Genomic DNA, 24,969 nt, shown 5'->3' with positions numbered 1-24,969 from the left:
CTCCCCGGCGTGCACTGAACCACAACTCAGCTTTGTGCCGCGAGCTGGCGCGTAAGCCACGCATCCAGCTCGCTTTCCGGCAGCGGGCGCGCATAGAAGTAACCCTGCGCCTGATCGCAGCCGTACTCCGCCAGCGCAGCAACGGTGTCGACATTCTCTACGCCTTCAGCCAGTACGGTGTAATCCAGCTGTTTCAGCATGGTAATGATGCTGCGCGCGATAATCCGCGACGCGGTATCTGAGGCGATTTCGCTGATCAGCGCGCGATCAAGCTTGATCACATCCAGCGGCATCCGTCGCAGGTAGCCGATATTGCTGTAGCCGGTGCCAAAGTCATCCAGCGAGATGCCAAACCCACGCAGCTTGAGCATCTCCAGCCCCTGTAGCGCGGCGGGACTGTTAATAATCTGCTCGGTCTCCAGACATTCAATGCCCAGCAGCGAGGTCGGCAGGCGGGCCTGCAGCATCTTCGTTTCCAGCGCATCGGCAAAACCGGGATCTGAGAAGTCGCGACTGCTGATATTGATGGTCACCGGCAGCTGGAGGGGGCTGTGCTGCAGGCGTTTTAACCTGGCGATCGCCTTGTCGGTCACCCAGCTGGTTAAGGTGCTGAGCAGCTCGGTCTGTTCCGCCAGCGGGATAAACAGATCGGGAGCGAGTTCGCCGCGCTGCGGATGCCGCCAGCGCACCAGTGCCTCCAGTCCAATGGGCCGGCCACTGTTCAGGCAGATCTTCGGCTGGAACGCCAGCCACAGGCCCTGATCCTGTTGCAATGCCGCAGCCAGATCGTTCATCAACAGAAAGTCCTGAGTGCGGCGCTGATCGGCTACCAGGCTGAAGCTCATGGCGGGCACCCGGTTGCCAATCGCCTCATGCAGGGCACTTACCGCCCGGCGCAGCACTTCCTGCGCGCGAAGTTCTGCTGGAATGAAAATGACTTCGCCGGTAAAGCAGGTGAGGGCGACAGAGATGCCCGCGTCCAAATCCGCGCTGATCCCTGCCAGGTTTTCTGCCACCGATGAGGCGGTCAGCGGGCTGTTGTCCATGGTGAGAATCGCAAAACGCCCGGTGGCGACGGTATAAATGATGTCGTCCGCACCGGGCTGCAGGCGCAAAGGCAGTAACGTGGTGACGTGCTTCAGCAGGCTTTCCACCGGCCCCATGCCCATGGAGCGCGCCAGCTCATAGGCACGCGGCATATCAATGCAGTCGATCAGGATCAGCCGCTGCGGCGTACGGTCCCCGATGGAGGCCAGCCGCTGCAGGTCGCGAATCAGGCGCTGGCGGTTAGGCAGTGCCGTGACCGGATCGGTGAAGCCGGCACAGTGCCACGCTTCGAGGAATGACATCACCAGATCGGCCAGCAGCTGTAATACCTTCACCTGATCAGCGCTGAACGGGTGTGGCGCGACGTCCGTGACGCACAGCGTGCCCAGCACATAGCCATCGCGATGTCTGAGCGGTACACCGGCGTAAAAGCGGATAAAAGGGGCACCGATGATCAGCGGATGGCGGGCAAAACGCGCATCCAGCAGGGTGTCGGGGATGACTACCGCGCCGTCACTGTCCACGGCGTGTCGGCACAGCGAATCCTCGCGGGACGAATGCTCCAGCGCAAAATTGTGGGCGGCGCAGATATGCTGATGTTCATCATCCAGAACGGAGACAAAGCTACCCGGAATACCCAGTGCCTGACTGGTCAGCCGGACAAAGTTTTGTAATACGTCGTCACGGCTTTCGTCGCGACTGCGCAGCGCCTTCAATGCCCGTGCGCGGCGATCGTCGTCACCGTTGAAATTCATCAGCATAATTTCCTCCGCGCCGGCCTGGTTCCGGTGCGAAATTTAACAGCAAAAAGTACAGTATGCGGCCTGCAACACACTGCCGCTGGCGTGGTTAATAAGCGTAAATATTATAATGGTCTTTCTCATGGTAGGCTTAACACTGGCATCTGTCATTTTTATTTTCTTTAACGAAATTTTTAAGCAGAGACGATTCTGATAATTTATCGTAATATATTTATCAGTCTGATTGATAACAGGTTACGCGTCCTTACTGCTAACTCTAATTAAGTAGAAGGTGCAGGCATTTGACATTGCCAATGAAGACGTTATTAATTTCTGGCAGGGATGAATCGGGTAATAATGCTGGTTTTTAGTGGTTGATGAGCAAAATAATAGTATCGCTGCGTATTATTATCCTGATAAAAAACGCACCTGTCGGTATATTTATCATACTGGCTAATGTTATATAAACGTATTGTTCAGTCTGCACTGTCACCGCAAACAGCAGATTTCCCTCTCAAATTATTCCCCGTTAATCAAACTCAGCAGGTGTAACACCGTTTTGGCCGGATGATTACGCCGCCAGGCGAAGGCAATGTCGGTGAACAGCGTATTATTTTCAATGTCACGAAATACCAGCTGTGGATTATTGACGCAGCACAGTGAAGCCGGCACCAGCGCAATCCCGCAGCCTGCGCCCACCATGCCGAGCGAGGAGGTAATCTGCGGAGCCTGCTGAAAGCGTGTTGCATCAAAGCCGGCGCGCAGACAGGCACTGACGATTAATTCGTACAGGCTGGGCGCAACCTCGCGCGGGAAAATAATCAGTGATTCTTCGGCCAGCTGCGTTAGCGCAACACTTTGCTGCTGGCTGAGCGCATGGCTGGCCGGCAGCGCCACTTTCATCTCCTCCGTGGCGATCACTTTCAGGTTAAACGCCTTACTGCTCTCACACGGCAGACGAATGAACGCCGCATCCAGCAAACCTTCCCCTAAGTCCTGCATCAGCAGCGCCATGTTCTCTTCCCGGGTGATGAGCTCCATCGCCGGGTAGCGCGTTTTGAAGGCGCGAATCAGATCAAACACCGGCGCGCCAAACGCCACCGAGCTGGCAAAACCCAGTGACATCTGGCCGCTCATGCCGCGCGCCACGCCGCGCGCCTTTTCCAGCGCCATATCGGCCAGCTGCACAATCGCTATCGCATCGGGCAGAAACGCGCGGCCCGCATCGGTCAGTTCCACGCCGCGCGTCAGGCGCTTCAGCAGCGGCGTGCCAATCTCGTGCTCCAGCCGCTGGATTTGCTGGCTGAGCGGTGGCTGCGACATGCCCAGCAACTCGGCGGCGCGGGTAAAGTGCTGCGTTTCAGCAACGGCAACGAAATAACGCAGGTGGCGAAGTTCCATATCAAAAACGTCTCGAAATTGGCAGTTTTCACTATTGGATTCTGTGAGCTATGTAGCCCACCATGATATTAACACGGCTTAACTATCTGATTGTGAGGCAGCAAATGTGTAACTTTGTATCTGATTGTTCATGCGAAGATCAGCTAAAGGCATCCGTCACTCAACTGGGACAGCAATCACCAGAAAAGGTTATCTATCAGACCTCCCTGATGAGTGCGCTGCTCAACGGCGTTTATGACGGTTCAACCACCGTCGCGCAGCTGTTACAGAAGGGCGATTTTGGCCTCGGCACGTTCAATCAGCTGGATGGAGAACTGGTGGCATTTGACCGGCAGGTTTATCAGCTGCGCGCCGATGGCAGCGCCAGCCCGGCACGGCCTGAACAACAAACCCCGTTCGCCGTGATGACCTTCTTCAAACCGGAACATCAGCACCGCTTTGCGCATACCGCCACGCGCGATGACGTCCATCAGGTGATTGATCGCATCATCACCTCCGATAACCATTTCTGCGCGCTGCGCCTGAGCGGTCGCTTTGCCTCGGTACAGACGCGCACCGTGCCCTGCCAGTGCCGCCCGTATCGCTCGATGCCGGAAGTGCTCGGCAATCAGCCCACCTTCGATTTTCGCCAGCGCGACGGTGAGCTGATTGGATTCCGCACGCCGCAATATATGCAGGGTATTAACGTCGCCGGCTATCACGAGCACTTCATCACCGACGATCGTCAGGGCGGCGGGCATATCCTCGATTATGTGCTGGAGCAGGGCACGCTGACGTTTGGTGCCATCAGCAAGCTGGTGGTCGACCTGCCGCAGGATCGCGAGTTTTTACAGGCCGATCTTAATCCTCAGGATCTGGATGCCGCGATCCGTTCCGTCGAAAGTTAATCGCAGAGGTGATCATGAAACAGCTTAAAACCCAGACGCTGTGGAACAGTGGCGCAGACCTGGTTGTCGCTCAGCTGGAAGCGCAGGGCGTAAACCATATTTTTGGCATTCCCGGTGCCAAAATCGACAAGGTGTTTGATTCGCTGGTGGATTCTTCCATTCAGCTGATTCCGGTGCGTCATGAGGCTAACGCGGCGTTTATGGCCGCGGCAATGGGCCGCCTGACCGGCCACGCTGGCGTAGCGCTGGTGACTTCCGGGCCCGGCTGCTCAAACCTGGTGACCGGCATGGCCACCGCCACCAGCGAAGGCGATCCGGTGGTGGCGATCGGCGGGGCGGTTAAGCGCTCCGACAGTGCCAAACAGGTGCATCAAAGCATGGACACGGTGGCGATGTTTCGCCCGGTGACCAAATTTGCCGTGGAAGTCACTGATGCCTCGGCGCTCGCGGAGTGCGTATCGAACGCGTTTCGCCATGCCGAAAACGGGCGCGGCGGCGCATCGTTCCTCAGTCTGCCACAGGACATTGTTGACCAGCCGGTGTCAGGCAGCCTGTTACAGCGTTCAGGACACATCACGCTGGGCGCTGCGCCCGACGCGCTGGTGAATGCCGTAAGCCGCGAGATTGCACGGGCGAAAAATCCGGTGATTCTGCTGGGCCTGATGGCCAGCCAGCCGGAGAACAGCGCGGCGATTCATGAACTGCTGAGCAAAAGCCGTATTCCGGTGACCAGCACCTATCAGGCGGCGGGCGCGGTGCGGCAGGAGCACTTCTCACGCTTTGCCGGCCGGGTTGGCCTGTTTAACAATCAGGCCGGTGACCGCCTGCTTCAGCAGGCGGATTTGATTATCACCATTGGTTACAGCCCGGTCGAGTATGAACCGGCTATGTGGAACAGCAGCAACGCCTTGCTGGTGCACATCGACGTGCTGCCCGCCGAGACCGATAACCACTATCAACCCGACGCCGAGCTGGTAGGCGATATCGCCGGGACGGTGCGCAAAATCGCCGCGCAAATCACGTCGCCGCTGCAGCTCAGCGACGCTGCCGCCACCATTCTGCAGGATCGGCAGCAACAGCGTCAGCTGCTAGCGATGCAGGGTGCCAGCCTCGATCAGTTCGCCCTGCATCCACTGCGTATCGTCCGGGCGATGCAGGATATCATTAACAGTGACGTCAGCCTGACGGTCGACATGGGCAGTTTTCATATCTGGATTGCCCGTTATCTTTACAGCTTCCGGGCACGGCAAATCATGATTTCCAACGGGCAGCAAACCATGGGCGTGGCGCTGCCGTGGGCGATTGGCGCCTGGCTGGTCGATCCGTCCCGTAAAGTGGTTTCGGTGTCGGGCGACGGCGGCTTTCTGCAATCCAGCATGGAGCTGGAAACTGCCGTCAGGTTAAAGGCCAATATTCTGCACATCATCTGGGTCGACAATGGCTATAACATGGTGGCGATTCAGGAAGAGAAGAAATACCAGCGTGTCTCCGGTGTGAACTTCGGGCCGGTGGATTTCAAAGCTTACGCGCAGGCGTTTGGTGCCGCTGGATTTTCGGTGAACAGCGCCGCTGAGCTGGAACCCACGTTGCGGCGGGCGATGGAGGTGGAAGGACCGGCTGTGGTGGCCATCCCGGTAGATTACAGCGATAACCCGCTGCTGATGGGGCAGCTGCACCTCAGCCAGCTGCTTTGATCGGCTCCAGTCCGGACCGGCCGTCATCGTCACGGCGGTCCGGAATAATGCGCTATTTAGCACCTGGCTTGCCGGATGGGGTTAAAAGCTCTGCCAGTCCGCGTCCATGCCGTGCCCGGCGGCCACGGGTACAGCTGCCGGACGTTTCAGCGCGGAGACCGTTTTCGGGCGCTCAGCAGGTCGCGCGGATGCGGCCAGTGAAAACTGATTCACCAGGCCGGACAGGGTTTGCGCCTGATCCTGCAATGACGCCGATGCGGCAGAGGCCTCCTCTACCAGCGCCGCATTCTGCTGCGTCACATCATCCATCTGATTGATCGCCAGGTGCACCTGCGAGATGCCGGTGTTTTGCTCTTCCGCAGCCGCCGCAATTTCGCTGACTAAATCATTCACCTGGCGGAACGCGGTTTTCAGTCCGGCCATGTTCTCTTCCACTGCTTCGGCCTGTACCGCACCCGATTCCACCAGGCTGTAAGAGGTATCGATCAGCTGTTTGATCTCTCTGGCCGCCTGGGTCGAACGCTGTGAGAGGTTGCGCACTTCACCCGCGACGACCGCAAAGCCCTTACCGTGTTCACCGGCGCGTGCCGCTTCGACAGCAGCGTTAAGCGCCAGGATATTGGTCTGGAAGGCAATGCCTTCGATCAGCGTGACAATTTCGGTGATTTTTTTCGAGCTGGAGCGGATCTCCGCCATGGTGCTGAGCATATTGCCCAGCGACACCGCGCTGGCGTCTGAAAGTTCTGTCGCGTTACCGGCCAGACGATTGGCCTGGCGGGTATTGTCGGCCGTCTGACGCACGGTTTCGCTCAGTTCCGCCATACTGGCCGCCGTCTGTTCCAGCGAGGCGGCCTGCTGTTCCGTCCGCGAGGAGAGATCCTCGTTGCCGGCGGCGATTTGTGCCGACGCCGAACTGACGGCGTGAGAAGCGGTACTGACCTGCGCCAGCGCGCTGCCAACCCGGTCAAGCAGCTGGTTAAAGGCGCGGGCCATGTTGCCGACTTCGTCTTTTTTGCTGTCATCGGCGGTGACGCTCAGGTCAAGGCTGCTGCCAACGTGATCCATCACCTGACCAATCGCTTTCAGGCTCTGACGAATGCGCACCAGAGTTAACGCGGTGAGCGTACCCAGTAACAGCAGTGTCACCGCGACGCCGGCACTCAAACCCCAGAATGTGCGGTGATAGATCTCCTGGTTGACCACACGCAAGCCGTCACCCAGCGACAAATTAAGCGCCATCTGCTGGCGATAATCATTTTTTAACTGGCTGATGGCGCCGCCAATACCGCTTTCGGCTTCCAGCATGCCGAGTGTGACGTCATCCTGATGAGCATGTGAAGCAGCAAGAAACGCCGGCAACCGCGACTCCACCAGCCGCAGCGTCGCCAGGCCTTTAATGGTGATCTGCTTGTCTTCGTCGCTGGAGATATCATTGGCTAAATAATATTCTGCCAGCGTTTTAATATCGGCCAGGCGCTGGGCGATCTCTTTCTCGACCGGCGGCATGCGCGCATTGTCAGTCTGGCTTTGATGCTTATACAGCGACAGAGAGAGTTTATTGCTGCGATCGATCAGCTCGGATAAATCGCGAATAGAAGGAATTGCGTTAGCCTGTACGTATTCAAAACGGTCCTGAAAACCGCCCAGCAGTCGCACAGAAATAATACCCGTCACCACCAGTGAAGCTGAGAGCAAAATGAAAGCCAGGGTAAGTCTTTGAGTAATATTCATCATCTGTTTACCTGGAAAAAAGTTTAAAAGGAAGAACACAACAACTCAGCGTTAATCGGCATCACATCACAAAAGGTTATTTCAAAAATTATGAATAAATTAACTTCTCAGGATCATTAATTTTGAAGTAATTAAATAACTTTCAAAATGCGTTGCGTATTATTTTGCGCTAATTACCTGCTTCTTACGGTGGGCTATCCACTCACGATACTGGGCCGGCGTCATCGCCATCACCTGATGGAAGGCTTTACGAAAGGCGGTGTCTTCGCTGTAACCGCACTGCAAGGCGGTCTGACGCACGCTGACGTCGGTGCTGGCCAGGATGGTACAGGCCAGTTCAATGCGGATGCGGGTAATAAACTCTTTTGGCGTTTCCTGCGACAGGGCTTTCATTCTGCGCTGCAGGGTGCGCCCGGTAACGTTCAGTGCGACTGCCAGCTGCGCGGCATTGATGGCGGGATTTTCCAGGCGGATGATCTCCTGCGCCCGCACCAGAAACGGCGTGCTGCTTTTCCCCGTACCCGGCGAGCCGGGAAGGTGGGTGTGCAGCACAGGGTTATCGGCCAGCGACATCTCCCGGGTAAGGTCCGCCACCGCCTTGCCGGCGCTTTTTTCAATGATATACAGGGCCAGCGATATCCACGAAAAACAGCCACCGCTGGTAATGACGCGATCGTCTTCCTCCAGCGTCTTGCCTTTCGCCAGTCGCGCCTGTGGATAGCGCGCCTGCAGCATATGGCTGACCCACCAGGTGGTGGTAAAGGAACGGTCATTCAGCAAACCCGCCTCGCCGAGGATCACGCCACCGGTGCCCGCAGCAGCCACCCAGACACCCTGCTGATAGAGTTTGTTAAACCAGCCAGCAGCCTGACGGATACTGTCGAGGTTGATCGGTTGCAGGTCGGGCCCCAGCAACATGCCGGGCGCAATCACCACATCAACCGCACCGGCCCCCTGAAATGAGCTGTCGATGTGAATCAGGCGGCCTTCCGTATCCCACACCGGATCCCCGTTGGCGCTGACAATCAGCGTTTCAAAAGCTTTATCGGGAAAGCGTGCGGCGTGCACGGGGGAAGAGGCAATCGCTTTATTGGTTATCCAGAAAAGGTCGGTCATTCCGGCAACGGCGGACAGTACGCTGCCTTCCAGGGCGAGTATGGCGATACGCATAAGGTTTTTCCTGTGTTCAGATTGTCGTGATTTGCGTGAAAAATGTGACATTTTCCGCCGCTGAAGCTTTGTGGCCTCAATAGCGGACTCTTAGTTTATCTGGCCCTGGCGGTTGTCATCGGAAAAGAAACCGGCAATGTGCGGATATCAGACCAGCAGGGAGGCGAAAAGGGCGCAGGGATGAGGCGATGGGATTGGGCAAAGTCGCGGTGTGTGACAGGCAACAGGGCGCATAGCCAGCGCCACCACCATCGTGGCGCTGGTCCTGACGTTAGCTGAATCTTTCCGGGCGGAAGGTCGCCAGCATCGGGTGTTTGACGCCGGTGAGCATCTCCTGCGTCAGTATCTCACCGAGGATCAACGCCAGCGTGGCGCCGGAATGGGTGAAGACAACAAAACAGCCGGGAACCTGCTGCAACTCACCGACCACCGGTTCGCCATCGCCGGGAATCGGCTTGAGACCGATTTTCCAGCTGCTGGCTTTCAGCGGCGCGCCGTCAGCGATCAGGTTACCCGCTTCCGCCATCAGCTGGTTAATGACTGCGGTATCAATGCTGTACTGCCCGTCGGCCTGCGCGACGATGTGCTCTTCATACCAGTCATGATCGATGGCGATGGTGTTGCCGGGATTAGGCCGGACCGCCGCGCGCGGCGTATTCATTACCACCTGCAGCCGGTGATCGCCGGGCTGGCTGGTTACCAGCATCGAGACCGGAGAACCGTTGGGGATGTGCACGCCGAGCGGGGCAACCACTTCCGGCGTCCACGGGCCACACGCTACCAGTACGCGATCGGCCAGCAGCTCACCGCGTTTTTCGCTGCGAATGCCGCTGGCCCGGCCGTCTTTGGTGATCACGCTGGCTTTACCGGCGTTCTCAACGATCTCTCCGCCCAGCGCGCGCAATGCCTGAACCAGATGCTCAACCAGATGCGGCAGGCTGACCCAGCCTTCACCGGGGTTGGCAATCGCCACCTGACTCAGACTGGCCGGATTCACCTGTGCATCGACATCACCGACCGTGGCGCGATTGATCAGCTTTGAGTCGTAGCCCTGCGCTTTTTCATAGTGATGACGCGCTTTGGTGCCCGCTTCATCGTCTGCGGCCCAGTAAATCGCGCCGTCGAAGCGCAGCCAGTCGAGCTGCGGATGACGGGCAAACAGCGTGCGATAGCGGTCAATGCCCGCCATGCGCAGCGCATGGTAAGGCTGCGAACGCTCGCCCGCGGAGTTGAGCCAGGAGAGGGATCGGCCGGTGGCGCCGGAGCAGAGTGCCGCTTCCGTCACCAGCGTGACCTGCGCGCCCGCCTGCGCCAGCTGCCAGGCGGTTGAGACGCCGAGGATGCCGCCACCCAGCACGATGACGGTTTTTGCCACGGTTTTGTCAGACATCATTCATTCCTTCTGTTAAAAAATGTTCGCCCTTCAGGCAATACGTACGCGATGCTGCCGATGGAGCTGCTCAATAAGCTGTAAAACGCCGAGCGCTTCACGCGCATCAACCGGCGGCGGCCCGCCATGTATCAGGGCGTTGGCTAACAGCTGATAGAAAGCGGGGTAATGACCACGTTCAATCGGCACCGTTGTGGTTGCCCCGACCGTGCCGGCCCGGGCAACGTTTTCTGCTGGCGTCACGCCGTACTGGCTGTCGCCGGGCGACATGCCAGCCGCCAGCTGCGGCTCCTGATTGTCCAGCCCCCAGTGGGTGAAGGCGCCTTTACTGCCCAGCAGGTGAAAGCGCGGCGCATTCAGTGCCGCCTGGCCATTCATCCACAACCGCGAGCGCACGCCGTTGTGGTGCAGCAATGAGACAAAACAGTCCTCGTCGCTGTCCGATTGCGGGCCGGAATGGCGCGCCAGCTCTGCCGTGGCATTGGCGACCGGGCCAAAGAGCTGGATGGCCTGGTCAATCAGATGGCTGCCGAGATCCAGCAGCAAACCACCGCCCTGCGCCAGCGTGACGCTGTCACGCCAATTGCCGAATCCCTGCGGTCGCCACCATTCGAAACGCGACTCAAAACTCCTTACGGTGCCGAAGGCTTCCTTGTGCACCAGGCGCTGTAATGTCAGAAAGTCACCGTCCCAGCGTCGGTTATGAAACACGGTGAGCAAGGTATTGGCCTGCTGCGCGGCAGCGATCATCATTTCTGCCGCCTGCACGTCTGGTGCGAACGGTTTATCCACCACCAGATGGATCGCGCGCTGGCTGGCCTGCACAGCCTGCTCCGCGTGTTGCGCCGGCGGCGTGGCCAGCACGATGAGATCGATGCCGATCTCGCCGCCATCAATGGCCTTAAGCAGCGCAGGCCAGTCCGGCAGCACGCGCGCCTGGGGGTAACGTTGCTGCGCGGTCGCTACGCGTTGGGCATCGCCTGTGACGATAACGTCGAGACGATAGTCGGAGTTATGGGCAAGCAGCGGTGCATGAAACACGCTGCCGGCGACGCCAAATCCCACCAGCGCCGTGCGGACTGGGCCGCTAACCTGAAGATGTGTCATTACAGCACCTCCGACAGAAAACGCTGCAGGCGCGCGGACTGCGGACGGTCAAAGATTTGTTCCGGCGTGCCGGCTTCCACGATTTCACCTTCATCCATAAACACCACCTGGTCGGCCACGCGCCGGGCGAAGCCCATCTCATGGGTCACGACCACCATGGTCATGCCGCGCTGGCACAAATCGGCCATTAACGTCAGAACGCCTTTCACCAGCTCAGGGTCGAGTGCCGAGGTGGCTTCATCGAACAGCATCACTTCCGGTTCCATCGCCAGCGCGCGCGCTATTGCCACGCGCTGCTGCTGGCCACCGGAGAGATCGCGCGGCCGGTGATCGGCTCGCTGAGCAAGTCCCACTTCGGCCAGCCGCTGACGGGCAATCTCCAGCGCTTCGGCTTTCGGGCGGCCTTTCACTTTCCACGGTGCCAGCGCCACGTTTTCCAGCGCGCTGTGATCGGGAAACAGGTTGAAATGCTGAAACACCATGCCAATTCTCAGCCGCAGCGCATCGGGCTTGTCCTTCAGCACAGAACGCCCGGCAAGTAAGACATCGCCGTTCTTCGGCTCATGCAGGCGATTGATGCCGCGCAGTAGGGTGGATTTTCCCGATCCCGAGGGACCGATGATGCAGGTGGTAGTGCCCGGTTCGATGCTCAGCGACACATTGCGCAGCACCTCAATCGGGCCGTACGCCAGCGTCAGATTGCGCAGCTCGAGGCTGGCGCCGTGAAATGCAGATGGCATGGCCATATTAATGTCCTCGCTCGCTGGTAAGGGAGACCGCCGGAACCACGTTGCGCTTTTGCTGCACTTCATCGAGCTCCTTCAGGCCGCTTTGTGGCGCGGTGGCGCGGCGACGTCCGGTACGGTAGCGGACGTCAATGTAGTTCACGGCGTGGGTGAGCGGCACGGTGATCACCAGATAGAACAGCCCGGCCAGCATCAGGGGTGACAGGTTGCCGCTCAGCACGGCGGCATCCTGGCCGACGCGGAACAGCTCACGCTGACCGGTCATCAGGCCCAGCAGATAAACCAGCGACGAGTCTTTGATGATGGCGATGAACTGATTGACTATCGCCGGCAACACGCGGCGGATGCCCTGCGGAATGATCACCAGGCGCATCGCCCGGCCATAGCTCATTCCCAGCGCCCGGCAGGCTTCCATCTGCCCCTGTTCCACGCTCTGGATACCGGAGCGGAAAATCTCGCCCATGTAAGCGCTGGCAATCAGGCTCAGGGCAAAAATGCCGAGCGGATACGGCGTCGGACCAAATAGCTGATAGCTAAAACGCGCCAGACCCTGACCAATCAACAGAATGGTGAGGATGGAAGGCAAGCCGCGAAACAGATCGGTATACAGCCGCGCGGGCACGCGCAGCCAGCGCGAGGGCGAGATGCCCATCAGCGCCAGTATCAGGCCGAATAACGTGCCCAGCACGGTGGCCGCCACGGAGATAATGATGGTGTTAACCAGTCCGGTTGCCAGCAGCTGTGGCAGGACGTCCATCATCGATGGAATATCAAAAAACGTACGGGAAAGAATAGTGATCAGATCCATAGCCGATTCTCGGTTGCGGGTGACGGACATGCGCCGTCACCGGATGCAGTCTCACGCATAACGATGCGCAGGGTTATTGGCCACCGGGCAGATACTGTTGCGGCATTGGCGAACCCGGGAACCACTTCTGGTACAGCTGTTTCCAGGTCCCATCCTGCATCGCCGCTTTGATGGCTTTATCCAGCGCCGCTTTGAACTCGGGCTTGCCTTTGGCGATGGCGACACCCGCAGGTGCGTCAAATGAAGGGATGTTCGCCGCCGTGACCAGCTTAAAGCGGGTGGCATAATCTTTGGCGGCTTCGTAGTCGAGGAACATGGCATCAAGCGTGCCGTTATTCAGCGCGGACACCGCTGCGTTGTTATCGGGGAAACGCACCAGATCGGTCTGTTTGAAGTGCTGCAGCGCATAGTTCTCCTGCAGCGTGCCCTGAATCACTCCGAGCCGTTTATGCGCCAGGGTTTCTACGTTTTTCACCCCGGAATCGCTGCGGGTCAGCACTGTCAGATAGCCCGCAAGATAGCCGGTGGAGAAATCGACGGTTTTTTCGCGCAGCGGCGTGATGCCAATCGCGGCGACGCCGGCATCATACTGGCCATTTGCCACCGCCGGCAAAATGGCGGAGAAGTCCTGACCGATAAAATCCACCTGATCGATGCCCATGCGATGCGCCACATTTTTGAAGAATTCGACGTCAAAGCCGGTGAAGTTGCCGTTTTTATCGGTGAAGGTGTAGGGCTTCGCGTCGCCGAGGCTGGCAACGCGGAGATGACCGGGTTCGATCAAACCCCAGGGATTACTGTCGCTGGCGGCATGGGCGCTCCAGCTGGCGGAAACCAGCATTGCCGTGCCGAACAGGGCGGCGGTCAGGTGATTGAAACGTTTGTGCGATGTCATAAGGCTCTTCCGTCTGTGCAGGTGAAACTTCAGAGTTCGCCAAGCCGGTTTATTGTTATTGAGACCGGTCTCAACGCGGGGCAAAATGAAACCGGCTCTGGTTGTGAGACCGGTCTCATTCGGATATACTGATATTAAGCACACGCTATCAGCAGCGTCAATTATGTTGTTATCAACTTGTGATTCGAAATAATTATGACCAATGAAAATGCTCGTTCACGCGGTCCGACCGTTGCCGACGTCGCCCGCGCCGCCAATGTTTCCAAAGCCCAGGCGGCACGCGCGCTGGGCGGGTATGGTTCCGTCAGTGAAGATGTGCAGACGCGGGTGAATCAGGCTGCTGAAGCGCTGGGATACCGACCGAACGAGCTGGCGCGCAGCATGAACACTGGCCGCTCCAATACTATCGGGGTGATTGTCGGCGACATTGAAAACCCGCACTTTGGCCTGGCGCTGCGCGGTATGGCGGATGTTGCGCGCCAGGCGGGCTTTCACCTGCTGCTGAGTAACAGCGATGAAACGCTGGAGGAGGAACGGGAAGCAGTGCGCGTGATGCTGGATAAGCGCGTCGATGGCATCATCGTCGCGCCGTGCAGCTCATTGTTTGAGGATAACGAGCATCTTCGCCAGGTGCTGGCAGAAGGGCGTTCATTAATGATGTTCGACCGGGCAGTGCAGGGGATGGAGGTGGAGACCATCCAGGCGAACTTTGTCGCAGTGGCCAAACAGGCGACGGAGTTATTACTGGCGGCCGGGCATCAGCGAATTGCTTATCTCTCCAGCATGCGCAGCGCTGCACCGTATTCGCCGGCAATCACGCTGGGCCCCACGCCGGTGGCGCAACGTGTTAGTGGAATGATTGATGCCTACCGGGCCGCAGGTAAGGAACTGGATCCGGCGCTGATTCGGCTTAATGCGCTCAGCGAAGCCATCATCGAGCAGATCCTGACTGAACTGCTGGCGCTCGCCGAACCACCCAGCGCGCTGATTGCCTCCGATAACCTGATTGCGATGGGCATCCTGCGCGGTCTGGCCAAACGCGGCCTGCGCGTACCCGAAGATATCTCTTTTGTGATGTACGACGATTTTCCCTGGACCGAGCTGATGTCACCGCCGCTAACCGTGGTCGCTCAGCCGGTGTATGAAATGGGTCGCGAAGCCGCGCGCCGGTTAATTTGCCACATCCGCCAGCAATCCGCCGGCGCCTTACCCGCGTTTGACAGCTGGATGGTGGTGCGCGGCTCAGTGGGGGCAAACCCGTCGGCCCGGTGATACAATGTGCCGCGGCGGGCTTGTGCTAATTACTGCCTGCTGTTTTTTTTGGTCGCCATAAATGGCGACCCTACAGAAAACGGCGCAGTTTTGTCCCTTCTTACGCACCAGTGAAGCATTGGTTTTACTGGTTACACCACTACTTCTCATGATGAAAAAATAGATCTGAAGGTGACTCTACTAAGGAAAAAATACCATTATGATTTCAAATGATAATGTTCTTAATGCATCATCCTTCATGTTGCTATTTTTGTTGTTGCTGTTGGATGTCTGTTTTTTTATCTTTGTTTATAAAAATCTTGGCAGCGCTAAGGTAGGTAAGGATTCTTTTCTTTATTTCAATTATATGTTTTTTAAACGTGATGCTTTATCAGACAGTGCATTGATTTTTCTTGTTCTTGGGTATGTGGCGGCGGCGATAGCTGAATATCGAAGAGGGTTTGATGATTTATCTTTAATATCTAATTTGTCTGGAGGAATGTCATTTCTTCTTTTCGCACTCTATGGGAAGTATTTTTACCAGGGGTTAATTGAAGATAAAAAGCCATTTTTCTTTATCAGGGTTTTCCTGACAAAATCAGACCTGTCTTTTGGTGCGATTTTTCTTTGGCTATCAAGGCTTGCGTATATAACATGGTTAACAATATTCATTAGCCATTAAATAACGGTTAAGAATATAACCGCAACTGCCACCTTATACAGTAATAATAAAGATCCATAAAAAGGGGTAACATGAGAGACTCAATTTCAAAGCTATTGTCAATTTGCAGCAATGAGTTAGCAAAGCCTTTCGATGATATTTATGGCACTCTTAAGCTCGAACCTTCATCAAAGTTTCCTGATTATGTTGCTCTGTTGAAAATGCGCAATGGGTTTTATGGTTTTGAATCAGCGCTACATGTCTTTCCAGGAACACACGAACAAGATGATTTTAATGTCTTTTCCTGGAATGAAGAAAAATTATGGCGCGAAAGCTATGGTGGTATGACAGATGGTCATTTCTTTTTTGCAGAAGATGCATTTGGTGGGCAATTTTCTTTAAAGGAGGATGGAATATACTCATTTGATCCCGAGACCGGTGAAAGCCAAAAAATGTGTGAAAATTTATCTCAGTGGTGCGATGCTATTCTAAATGATTATGACTTTCTGACAGGTCATTCGTTGATGCATCAATGGCAGATCACGCACGGAAAAATTAAGCAGAATCAGCGGTTAGTGCCTGTTATTCCTTTTGTTTTGGGTGGTGAGTTTTCAGTTAAGAATTTGCGTGCTCAGCAATCTGTAACAGCAATGCGAGCAAGGGGAAGTATTGCAGTTCAGATTAGAGATGTGCCAGATGGTGGAACTATAAAACTGAATGTTGATGACTGAGAAACGCTTAGATGCTTCTGAATGAATCCTGTGTAGTGGAAAGAAGAATTTCCCTAAGCGATGCTATTTTTTATTCAATGCCGTAAGCGATAGATGCAAGCATTGTTGAGCAGATGACAGCAACGCACATCGTCAGTATAAATATAACACCGTGGTGACAAACGGACCGGTGGGATAAGTTTTCACATAGGGTAGCCGTGGTGGAAGACGTTGTGAGCCTGGTAAGAGGCGTGAAGGGCGAAACTGAAGGATTGAAATACGCGATTAGATATCTGATTTAACATAATCATGATTATGCGCACTTAGGCCCGAAAGGTAAATCATTAGCATCCATACACAACTCCATTAGTTTAAGGCTGCCAGTTATGGCGCACTCACCATATTTAAACCCTCCGCGGCAATAATGGAAAACACTTCGTCCAGTTGTAGTTAGTCTTCGCCAGAATCAGTTCTCCCGCCACCTCAGCAAAATTGATATCCTGACGTTCATAAAAGAATTGACGCAAAACTGCGGGTAAAAACTCAGCGCTGTAGCGCAGTAACGTGCTGTGCCAGAATGGTGCCGGCAACGGGCTGTTGCCATGCCGCATCAGCAATTCATTTTTCCAGTCTGAATCCAGAATCTTGTCGCAGAATGACTGGCGCATGGCAATCGCAGGCGTATCAGGTATACCCGCAAGCAATAACTGACTGGGCAACGCCACTAAGCGCAGATCCCGGATAACGATTTTTTTCGCAACAAATTCCTGCCAGATTGTGGTCAGTTGCGCCACTTTCGCTGGTAAACGCTCATTGATGTTGTAAAGCGGCAAGGTCAGAGGCAAAAAAGTAAAATGAAGACCTTGCGCTGGCAAGGTATCGGCAAGCGGATCAGCCTGTGTGAGTCGTTGCAATTCATCAATCAGACGTAACACCGGTAAGGAAACTGACGGCTTTATCCCTGCGGCAAGCGCCAGTTTTACCGGATCGTAATAGTTCTCTTCACGGATGTTCCCGATGCCTGCATTTTTCGCCCACAGCGCAATGGTGTTCTCGTTTGCAGAACGGTACCGGGTTTGCAGACTGATTGGTTGCATGTCAGACCTTAGGGTATTTGGATGAGCGCAGATAATTAATTATGAAACGTTTTTTAGCAGATACTCCAGCCTGATTGTGGTGAAAACGCGTGATTATCTCATGCCTATTCAACCCCGCTTAAACGATGCGCGATTTGTCTTCGCTCTGACGGAGCAAAGCGTCTACAATGCCGGCGAAATTTTTACTGATGAGGATACACAATTGGACACCTGTCCCACACGATTACAATCGGTGCCGATGCTGAGATAGCCTCATCGCTGTCTTAGCCCTGCGTTAAGACGGTGGATTTCCCTCCCCCCTTTTTCCTGCGTTCTGTCTGGCCCCGCTGTAATCCATTCTTATAACCCTGAATATCCATTGCCCGGCGGTGATGGAGTGAGGTCTGACATGGACTGGAAAATCTTTTTATTGCGCGTCACGGTCGCGCTGATTCTGGGCGCGCTGATTGGCAGCGAGCGCCAGCTGCGTCAGCGCCTGACCGGGCTGCGCACCAATGCGCTGGTCAGCACCGGTGCCTGTTTGTTTGTGCTGATGACGCAAAGCGTACCGGGAATTGCCGCAGATGCCTCGCGCGTGGCGGCCTATGTGGTTTCCGGCATTGGCTTCCTCGGCGGTGGCGTCATCATGCGCGATGGCCTGAATGTGCGCGGCCTTAACACCGCCGCCACGCTGTGGTGTACCGCGGCGATTGGCGTGTTATGCAGCATGGGCTTGTTGCTGGAGGCAGGCATCGGTTGTGTGGTTATTCTGTGCGCCAACATCCTGCTACGCGAGATGGCACAGGGCATCAATCGGCAGAGCATCATTACTGCGGAAGACGCCAGCCAGTATTACAAAGTACAAATCATTTGCCTGGCGGCCGATGAGGTGCAAGTGCGCAGCCTGATGCTGCATAGCCTCGGAGGCAGCGGCCTGCGGCTGCAATCTCTGCACAGTGAAGATCTGGAACCGTCACACCGCATGGCGGTGAATGCGGAAGTGCTGGGTAAACCCAGCCTGACCGATCAGCTGGAAAATCTGGTCAGCCGTATCAGTCTGGAAAAAGGCGTCAGCTCGGTCAGATGGCAGGTATGTGAGCCAGAGAGCGATTGAGTCGGGGCTGCGCTACCTGCCAAAGCGCAGCCGCAGCGTTGCCGGCAGCACGGTGTGCAGGCTGCCGGGTTCATCGCCGTTAATCATGGTAGTCAGCAGCGTAAAACACTCCTGCGCCAGGCGCGGCACATCCTGCTCGACGGTATCAATCGGCAAAGTCAGCGAGTCATACAGATAGTGATCGTCAAAGCTGGCGACGCGGATATCGCTGTGCAGCAGGTGGTGCTGGCTCATGTAACGTAACACCCCTTCCAGCAGTCCGCAGGCAGCGGTAAAAATCGCTTTCGGCGGACGCCCCAGCCGGGCGCACAGCGCGGCGAACATCTCATAACCGCTGCTGGGATGATAATTGCCGTGAATAATCCACTCCGGGCGCGGCGTGATGCCCGCCCGCTCCAGCCCCTGCATAAAACCGGCCAGACGGTCTTTGGTGGGTGACAGACGCGGCTGACCGCCGAGAAAGTAAATTTCATCCGGATTGGCGCGCGCCAGCCGTTCCACCAGCTCGGCGGTCGGCGTGACCGAATCGGTCATCACCAGCGGCAGCTGCGTGTCATTAACGTAGCGGTCAAACAGCACAACTGGCAGTTGGTCACTCAGCTTCACGTAGTCACTATCGCTTAACATGCTGGACGCCACAATCAGTCCGTCCACCTGACGCGCCACCAGGTTATCTACTACCACCCGCTCCTGCCCGGCGTTTTCGTCAGTGCAGGAGATCAGCAGCTGCAAGCCAGCCTCGCGACACAGATTTTCCAGCGCGTGTGAGAACACCGCAAAGCCATAGTTGGTGATCTCCGGCACCACTAAACCCAGCGTATGGCTGCGATTATCACGCAGCGAGCGCGCGTGAATACTGGCCTGATAGTGATGCTCGCGCGCCAGCGTTAACACGCGTTCGCGCGTCTCTTTCGCCACGCGCAACTCTTTGCCACGGCCATTCAGCACCAGACTGGCGGTGGCTTTGGACACCCCCGCCAGCGCAGCAATATCCGCTATGGTAACGCGTTTGGTTTTTCTCACGTCAGTGCATCGGTTAAGGAAACAATGACTTATTCTACCATGCACGGGCGCAACGACCAGTAGCGCGCCGTCACTTCTGCGTGTCCGGTCAGGGTTAATTGCGCCGGATGCGCCGGGAAGTAGCGGCTGCTCATCACCCCTTCGCCTTCATTAATGAAAATCTCAACGCTGGAGTGATCGCACAGCAGCTGGAGCTGACTCACCGCGCCGCGCCAGTAACGGAACTGCCACTCGCCGTTTGCCAGACTGCGGCGTGCGAGCCGCAGCCCGTCAGCGCGCCATTCCAGCCGTAACTGGTCAGCAAAGTTCAGGGTGATGTCGCCCTGCCCGCTCAGCAGCAATTCCAGCCGCTGCGCATCGATTACCGGCGCATCGCCGGCTGGCCCCTGATAATGCTGTTCAGCGTTGCGCAGTGCCTGCAGTTCAGTGACCGGCCGCTGGAACAGCCGGCCATCACGCGTGCCCAGTTCGCGCACGCAGGTCATCTGATGGATCCAGCCATTGGCCACCGTAGGCTGCAGCATCTCCTCGCCATCCGGCACGCCCAACCAGCCCACCAGCAGCCGGCGTCCGTCGGCGGTTAGCGTGGTTTGCGGTGCGTAAAACTCGAAACCGGCGTCAAGCTCATGCAATTCGCCATGGCTAAAGCGGGCGTTAGCGTAATCAAGATCGCCGGACAGCCACGCGCTGGGATGCGCATTGAGAAAACGGTGCTGTTCCCGGGCAAGCCCCTGCGGGCAGCAAATCAGGAAGGTGGTATCGCCGAGGGTAAACATGTCGGGGCATTCCCACATATAACTGGCTGCCGCCAGCCCGTTCAGGCCGCTGCCGGCAATCTCGCCCAGATTGTGCCACTCACGCAGGTCCGCCGAGCGCAGCAGCAACACTTTGCCCTGCTTTTGTTGATCCTGCGCACCCAGCACCATGAACCAGTGTTCGCCATGCCGCCACACTTTCGGATCGCGCACGTGTCCGGTGTAGCCGTCGGGCAGCGCGATCACCGGCCCGAGCTTGTCAAAGCCGCCCTGAGGGTTTTGCACCGCCAGACATTGCCACGCGGTGCGCGCGCCATCGGCAAACTTCACGTTGCCGGTATAGATCAACGTCAGCGCGCCGTTATCATCGACGGCACTGCCCGAATAGCAGCCGCTGCGGTCATACTCTTCATCCGGCATTAGCGCTATGGGTTCATGCTGCCAGTGCAGCAGATCGGCGGAACTCCAGTGGCCCCAGCATTTATGCTGATGCTTACAGCCCAGCGCATTCCACTGATAAAACAGATGGTAACGCCCGGCGAAGTGGATAAAACCGTTCGGATCGTTAAGCAATCCGGTTACGGGTGCCAGATGCCAGCCCGGATAATGCGGGTCGCTCAGCGCGCGCGGCTGACCGCGCATCACCGCCTGCAAAATATCGGGTAACAATGTAGAAGCCGTCATTATTCCGCGTCCGTTTTGTATTTGAGCAGATAAGAGATCATAAATGCACTGCTGAACGCGATCACCATGCCAATCGCATAGTTAAGCAACGAACTGGCCTGCACAATCGCCATGCCAGGCAGACCGGTCAAACCGACAGCCGTCATATACACATGCACCGACACCACCCAGGCCCCGCCCAGCGCGCCGCCGATCAGGCCGGCGATAAAGGGTTTCATAAAGCGCAGGTTGATACCGAAAATCGCCGCCTCGGTAATACCCAGCAGCGCTGAAAAGCCGGACGGCAGCGAAATGGCTTTGATTTTTACATCTTTAGTTTTAAACCACACCGCCAGACAGGCACCGCCCTGCGCCACGTTAGCCATCGCCCAAATCGGCAGCAGAAAGTTGACGCCAATCGCCGGATTGCCCAGCAGCCCGGCTTCAATCGCATGGAAGCTATGGTGCACGCCGGTGATCACGATAACCGAGTAAAGCCCGCCAAACACCAGTCCGGCCAGCCAGCCGGCATGGGTAATCAGCGTGCTGAGGACGAATGAAATACCGTCGCCCAGCATCCGCCCTGCCGGACCAATCACCAGCAGCGCAACGAAGCCGGCGATAATCACCGTCAGGAACGGCGTCAGGATCAGATCCAGCGCGTCCGGAATTACCCGGCGCAGCTGCTTCTCCAGCACACTCATAAACCACACCGCCAGCAGCACCGGAAACACCGTGCCCTGGTAGCCGATCATCGCCACTTCGATACCGAAAAAGTTCATGGTATGGAAGCCGGCCGCCACCCCCCAGGCGTTGGTGAGCGCCGGATGCGTCAGGATGCCGCCGAGCGTGGCACCGAGGAACGGGTTACCGCCAAACTCACGTGCCGCAGTAAAGCCAATCAGGATTGGCAGGATGATAAAGGCCGCCGAGCTGCACATATCCAGCATGATATACAGCGCGTTGTCGGGGTTAACCCAGCCGTAGGTTTTAACCATGCCGAGCAGTCCCATCAGCAGGCCAGAGGCCACAATCGCCGGGATGATCGGTACAAAAATGTTCGACAGCAGACGCGCAATGCGCTGGAACGGATTGAGCTTGCGCGCAGCGATATCCGCCGCTTCCGACTTGCTGGTTTCACTGATGCCAGCTTCGCGGATAAACGCGGCATACACTTTATTCACCACGCCAGTACCAAAAATCACCTGCAGCTGTCCGGCATTGCGAAAACAGCCCTTCACGCCCTCCAGTTTGCCAATCGCTGCGGTGTCGGCTTTGGCGTCATCCACCAGCACCAGGCGCAAACGTGTGGCACAGTGCGCCGCACTGGCGATATTTTCCCGGCCTCCCAGCAGCGGCAGCAGCGACCGGGAAAGAGTAATAAAATCCATAGTAACCTCTGTTTTTGGTTGTTATGCCATCATGCGCTAAGCGGCCCGCACGCGGGCCGTTTCATCAGAACCAGGTTTCCATTTGCACGCCAAAGTTCCACTCGCCACCGGATTTAAAGCCGGTGCTGCCAAAGGCGTCATCGCTGGCGTAGTTATCCAGACGATGATCCCAGTCCATCCAGCTGGCGAACAGGCGGATTTCCGGACGCTTGAGGAATTCGCCCACATCGCTGGCTTTGAGCGTGGGGGCGACGGTGAGCTTGTAGAAATTGCCGCTGACGGCCTGGCGATTGTTATAGCCTTCAGGCCGCAGATCCATGTACTGATATGAGCCTTCATACTGCATCTCAAAGTTCTGCGTAAATTCCTGAATCAGGCGCAGGTTCACGGTGGCCCACTCATAGCTGTCGCCTTTGACATAGCGGTCTTTGCTGCTCTGCGCCAGCAGCGCCGGCGCGATGTGCCAGCCAGCGCCCAGCGGCGTCATCCCGTAGCTGGCGAGCCGCCAGGTATTCGCCTGCGGCAACAGCGCGCCGTCGGAACCGATGCTCTTCACTTCTGCGCCGAGGCCATGACCGTACAGCAGCGCGGTTTTCGCTGAACCTTCACCCAGGCCGTAGAAGCTGTCGTTGTGCAATCCGACCAGGGCGTGCACACCGTCACTGGCGGCATCACTTTTCACGCGATTGCCGTCAATATCGGTGCGCTGATCGTTATCTTTCGCGCGCATGCCGCTCACCATCAGCTGCAGTGGCCCGACGAAGTTATTCAGCGACAGAATGTAGTTTTGCGCGGTGTTGTCGTTATTTTCGATGTCCCCGAAGGTGCGGCCATAAATCGACAGGTTGCTGCGGGCGTCATCGCCCCACCTCATGTCGTAAATACCGGCCCCGGTTCCGGCAAGGAACACCACATCGGAATCGATCCAGTGGATGTCGAAGTTATCGCGGTCGAAACGCTTACCGGCCCACACCGTGGAGTCTTTGAACGCACCGGTGAAGGTCGGTAGCTGCCCCAGTTCGACAAACGCCTGACGCAGGTTGAGATCGCTGCTGGCGGCAGTCCAGTCGTTGTAGGTGCGCTGTCCGTCGGCCAGCATCGCCTTGAAGCGCGTGGTGGCACCGTTGGCCAGCGTTTGTTTATGTTCGAGGTTAAGTTCAACGTAGGTATCCGGCTCATTGCCGAGCCGCCCGACGTGACCGCCGGTCTCACCGGCTGGCGTGACGGTGGGCCCGCCCTGAGTTTTCGCAGCGGAGCTGTTCATCAACAGGCCGGAACGCGCGTAGCCATGAAACTCAAAGCCCTCTGACTCGCTGCTGGCGGCGGGCGCAACAGGCTGAGCGGCGCGCGGTTCGGTCTGTGCGACGGCAACTGGCGTCGGGTTCTGCTGCTGCACCGCAGCCAGCTTTTGCGCCTGCTGTTCCGCCGCCTGCGCGCGCTGCTCCGCCACGCTGGCACGCTGTTCAGCCGCGGCCAGCCGTTTTTCCATCGCCGCCAGACGCGCTTCAATACTGCTCATGTCGTCTGCCGCCCAGACTGAGCCTGAGCCTAATACGGTACTAAGGGTTATAGCGATTATGCTTTTTTTCACTGTTTTGCGTCCCTGAGGCAAGGCTATCATCAGATGTATTTTTTTGCTAAACCGGTTTAGGCACCGCATCATAGCGGTGCCATTTTTTAAAGCGCAATGGATTTTGCTAAACCGATTTAGTGGATGTGAGATACATCGCAAAACAGGGAAAACGGCGGGGTCAGATACTGTGCTGCTGTAGCTGTTGATGGTTGGGTAACGCGGTCATCGCGCCTTTGGCGGTAGTGGCCAGCGCCCCGCACGCCTGCGCCGTGCGCAGGCAGGCCGCCAGCTGCGCTTCATCCGCCGGCAAACCCCGCTGCGCCAGTTCCCACAGCAGTCCCGCCACGAAGGCATCGCCGGCACCGGTGGTATCCACGCTGATCACCGCGCGCGCGGGATAGTGAGTTTGCCGGCCATCAAAATAAGCACGCACGCCAGCGCTGCCCTGCGTGACTAATAACAATTTAAGAGAGAAGCGCTGCGCCAGTTGCACGATGCCGCTGTCAATGTTGGCGGTGTCCGTCATAAAGGCCAGTTCTTCCATAGAGAGCTTCACCACATCCGCCCGTTGCAGGGCCGCACTGAGGCATTGCAGCAACTCCGCCGCATCGGACCACAAATCGAGACGGATATTGGGATCGAAGCTGACAAAACCGCCCGCCTCGCGCACGCGCTGCATGGCGGTTAACGCCGCCGTGCGCGACGGCTCGGCGAGTAACGCAATCGAACAGCAGTGCAGCCACTCGCCACACTGAAACCGCGGCAAATCGTCTGGCGTGAGAAACAAGTCGGCGCTGGGGCGCACCATGAAGGTAAAGGTGCGCTCGCCCTGCTCATCCAGGGCCACGACCACCGTGGAGGTGCGCTGCTGCACATCTTTGCGCATATGGGAAACATCCACCTTTTCCTGCGCCAGCGTGCGACACAAAAACTGGCCAAAAGGATCGTCACCCACCCGTCCGATAAATCCGCTGTTACCCGCCAGCCGGGCGATACCCACTGCCACGTTGGCGGGCGCGCCGCCGGGACACTGCAACAAACGGCCCGCGTCATCAGGCAGCAAATCCACTACGGCATCACCCAGACACCAGATACGTTTCATCATAATTCAGTCTCATTTAATCGCTAAAACGGTT

Annotated in this window: 21 protein-coding genes; 6 read left to right on the top strand and 15 right to left on the bottom strand. The window is 57.0% G+C overall.

Features of this window, described 5'->3' with window-relative positions; all coding sequences use genetic code 11:
• Positions 1-26 precede the first annotated feature (26 nt).
• A complete protein-coding gene (locus tag AC6I8P_RS20970) occupies positions 27-1,808 on the bottom strand; it encodes an EAL domain-containing protein (protein ID WP_498031335.1) in 1,782 nt (593 codons plus the stop codon).
• 498 nt (positions 1,809-2,306) lie between these two features.
• On the bottom strand, positions 2,307-3,188 hold the full coding sequence (locus AC6I8P_RS20965) for a LysR family transcriptional regulator (RefSeq protein ID WP_282954383.1): 882 nt from the start codon (positions 3,186-3,188) through the stop codon (positions 2,307-2,309).
• Between the two features lie 104 nt (positions 3,189-3,292).
• On the opposite strand from AC6I8P_RS20965, the gene budA reads away from it, so the two are divergent.
• Complete coding sequence (budA, locus tag AC6I8P_RS20960; RefSeq protein ID WP_031280091.1) at positions 3,293-4,075, top strand: acetolactate decarboxylase; 783 nt, start codon at positions 3,293-3,295, stop codon at positions 4,073-4,075.
• Positions 4,076-4,089: 14 nt separating this feature from the next.
• Positions 4,090-5,769, top strand: a complete 1,680-nt coding sequence (gene alsS, locus AC6I8P_RS20955) for an acetolactate synthase AlsS (protein WP_021509428.1) — start codon at positions 4,090-4,092, stop codon at positions 5,767-5,769.
• A gap of 81 nt (positions 5,770-5,850) precedes the next feature.
• Here the strand turns inward: alsS and AC6I8P_RS20950 are convergent, their stop codons facing one another.
• The 7 genes from AC6I8P_RS20950 to AC6I8P_RS20920 all read right to left on the bottom strand — a co-directional run bounded on the left by AC6I8P_RS20950 (position 5,851) and on the right by AC6I8P_RS20920 (position 13,616).
• Positions 5,851-7,500, bottom strand: coding sequence for a methyl-accepting chemotaxis protein (locus AC6I8P_RS20950; protein ID WP_498031346.1), 1,650 nt, complete (start codon positions 7,498-7,500; stop codon positions 5,851-5,853).
• Positions 7,501-7,659: 159 nt separating this feature from the next.
• Positions 7,660-8,670 carry a GlxA family transcriptional regulator gene (locus tag AC6I8P_RS20945; RefSeq protein WP_072208995.1) on the bottom strand — a complete coding sequence of 337 codons (1,011 nt, stop codon included), beginning with the start codon at positions 8,668-8,670 and terminating at the stop codon, positions 7,660-7,662.
• Between the two features lie 271 nt (positions 8,671-8,941).
• Positions 8,942-10,060, bottom strand: coding sequence for an NAD(P)/FAD-dependent oxidoreductase (locus tag AC6I8P_RS20940; protein WP_498031345.1), 1,119 nt, complete (start codon positions 10,058-10,060; stop codon positions 8,942-8,944).
• A 33-nt stretch (positions 10,061-10,093) separates the two neighbouring features.
• The gene (locus AC6I8P_RS20935; protein ID WP_498031334.1) at positions 10,094-11,167 is read right to left on the bottom strand and encodes a Gfo/Idh/MocA family protein; all 1,074 of its coding nucleotides are present in this window, start codon (positions 11,165-11,167) and stop codon (positions 10,094-10,096) included.
• The gene (locus AC6I8P_RS20930; protein ID WP_021509433.1) at positions 11,167-11,913 is read right to left on the bottom strand and encodes an amino acid ABC transporter ATP-binding protein; all 747 of its coding nucleotides are present in this window, start codon (positions 11,911-11,913) and stop codon (positions 11,167-11,169) included. The genes AC6I8P_RS20935 and AC6I8P_RS20930 overlap by 1 nt, the downstream gene beginning before the upstream one ends.
• Position 11,914: 1 nt before the next feature.
• Entirely contained in the window at positions 11,915-12,721 is an 807-nt protein-coding gene (locus AC6I8P_RS20925) for an amino acid ABC transporter permease (protein WP_021509434.1), read from the bottom strand.
• 73 nt (positions 12,722-12,794) lie between these two features.
• Positions 12,795-13,616 (bottom strand): ABC transporter substrate-binding protein, encoded by an 822-nt coding sequence (locus AC6I8P_RS20920; RefSeq protein WP_058759175.1) that lies wholly within the window; start codon positions 13,614-13,616, stop codon positions 12,795-12,797.
• Between the two features lie 195 nt (positions 13,617-13,811).
• Between AC6I8P_RS20920 and AC6I8P_RS20915 the strand changes: the two genes are divergently transcribed.
• From AC6I8P_RS20915 to AC6I8P_RS20905, 3 genes are all read left to right on the top strand, one after another.
• Positions 13,812-14,888: a LacI family DNA-binding transcriptional regulator gene (locus AC6I8P_RS20915; protein ID WP_498031333.1), complete on the top strand. Its 1,077-nt coding sequence runs from the start codon at positions 13,812-13,814 to the stop codon at positions 14,886-14,888.
• 199 nt (positions 14,889-15,087) lie between these two features.
• On the top strand, positions 15,088-15,549 hold the full coding sequence (locus tag AC6I8P_RS20910) for a hypothetical protein (protein WP_498031332.1): 462 nt from the start codon (positions 15,088-15,090) through the stop codon (positions 15,547-15,549).
• 71 nt (positions 15,550-15,620) lie between these two features.
• Complete coding sequence (locus AC6I8P_RS20905) at positions 15,621-16,259, top strand: SMI1/KNR4 family protein (protein ID WP_498030110.1); 639 nt, start codon at positions 15,621-15,623, stop codon at positions 16,257-16,259.
• Positions 16,260-16,642: 383 nt separating this feature from the next.
• Here the strand turns inward: AC6I8P_RS20905 and AC6I8P_RS20900 are convergent, their stop codons facing one another.
• On the bottom strand, positions 16,643-17,335 hold the full coding sequence (locus AC6I8P_RS20900) for a hypothetical protein (protein ID WP_498031331.1): 693 nt from the start codon (positions 17,333-17,335) through the stop codon (positions 16,643-16,645).
• Between the two features lie 388 nt (positions 17,336-17,723).
• Here AC6I8P_RS20900 and AC6I8P_RS20895 point away from each other — a divergent pair, with 388 nt between their 5' ends.
• On the top strand, positions 17,724-18,428 hold the full coding sequence (locus tag AC6I8P_RS20895) for an MgtC/SapB family protein (RefSeq protein WP_498031330.1): 705 nt from the start codon (positions 17,724-17,726) through the stop codon (positions 18,426-18,428).
• A 12-nt stretch (positions 18,429-18,440) separates the two neighbouring features.
• On the opposite strand, the gene AC6I8P_RS20890 is transcribed toward AC6I8P_RS20895, so the two are convergent.
• From AC6I8P_RS20890 to cscK, 5 genes are all read right to left on the bottom strand, one after another.
• On the bottom strand, positions 18,441-19,451 hold the full coding sequence (locus tag AC6I8P_RS20890) for a substrate-binding domain-containing protein (RefSeq protein WP_498031329.1): 1,011 nt from the start codon (positions 19,449-19,451) through the stop codon (positions 18,441-18,443).
• 29 nt (positions 19,452-19,480) lie between these two features.
• On the bottom strand, positions 19,481-20,890 hold the full coding sequence (locus tag AC6I8P_RS20885) for a sucrose-6-phosphate hydrolase (protein WP_498031328.1): 1,410 nt from the start codon (positions 20,888-20,890) through the stop codon (positions 19,481-19,483).
• Complete coding sequence (locus AC6I8P_RS20880) at positions 20,890-22,260, bottom strand: sucrose-specific PTS transporter subunit IIBC (protein WP_498031327.1); 1,371 nt, start codon at positions 22,258-22,260, stop codon at positions 20,890-20,892. The genes AC6I8P_RS20885 and AC6I8P_RS20880 overlap by 1 nt, the downstream gene beginning before the upstream one ends.
• A 64-nt stretch (positions 22,261-22,324) precedes the next feature.
• A complete protein-coding gene (locus tag AC6I8P_RS20875) occupies positions 22,325-23,881 on the bottom strand; it encodes a carbohydrate porin (RefSeq protein WP_498030108.1) in 1,557 nt (518 codons plus the stop codon).
• A gap of 130 nt (positions 23,882-24,011) precedes the next feature.
• Positions 24,012-24,938, bottom strand: a complete 927-nt coding sequence (gene cscK / locus AC6I8P_RS20870) for a fructokinase (protein ID WP_498031326.1) — start codon at positions 24,936-24,938, stop codon at positions 24,012-24,014.
• Between the last annotated feature and the right edge of the window lie 31 nt (positions 24,939-24,969).

The organism is gamma proteobacterium symbiont of Lampromicra miyakona (assembly GCF_059730895.1).
The sequence above is the reverse complement of the archived record's forward strand: the minus strand, read 5'-3'. Positions and strand labels throughout refer to the sequence as shown.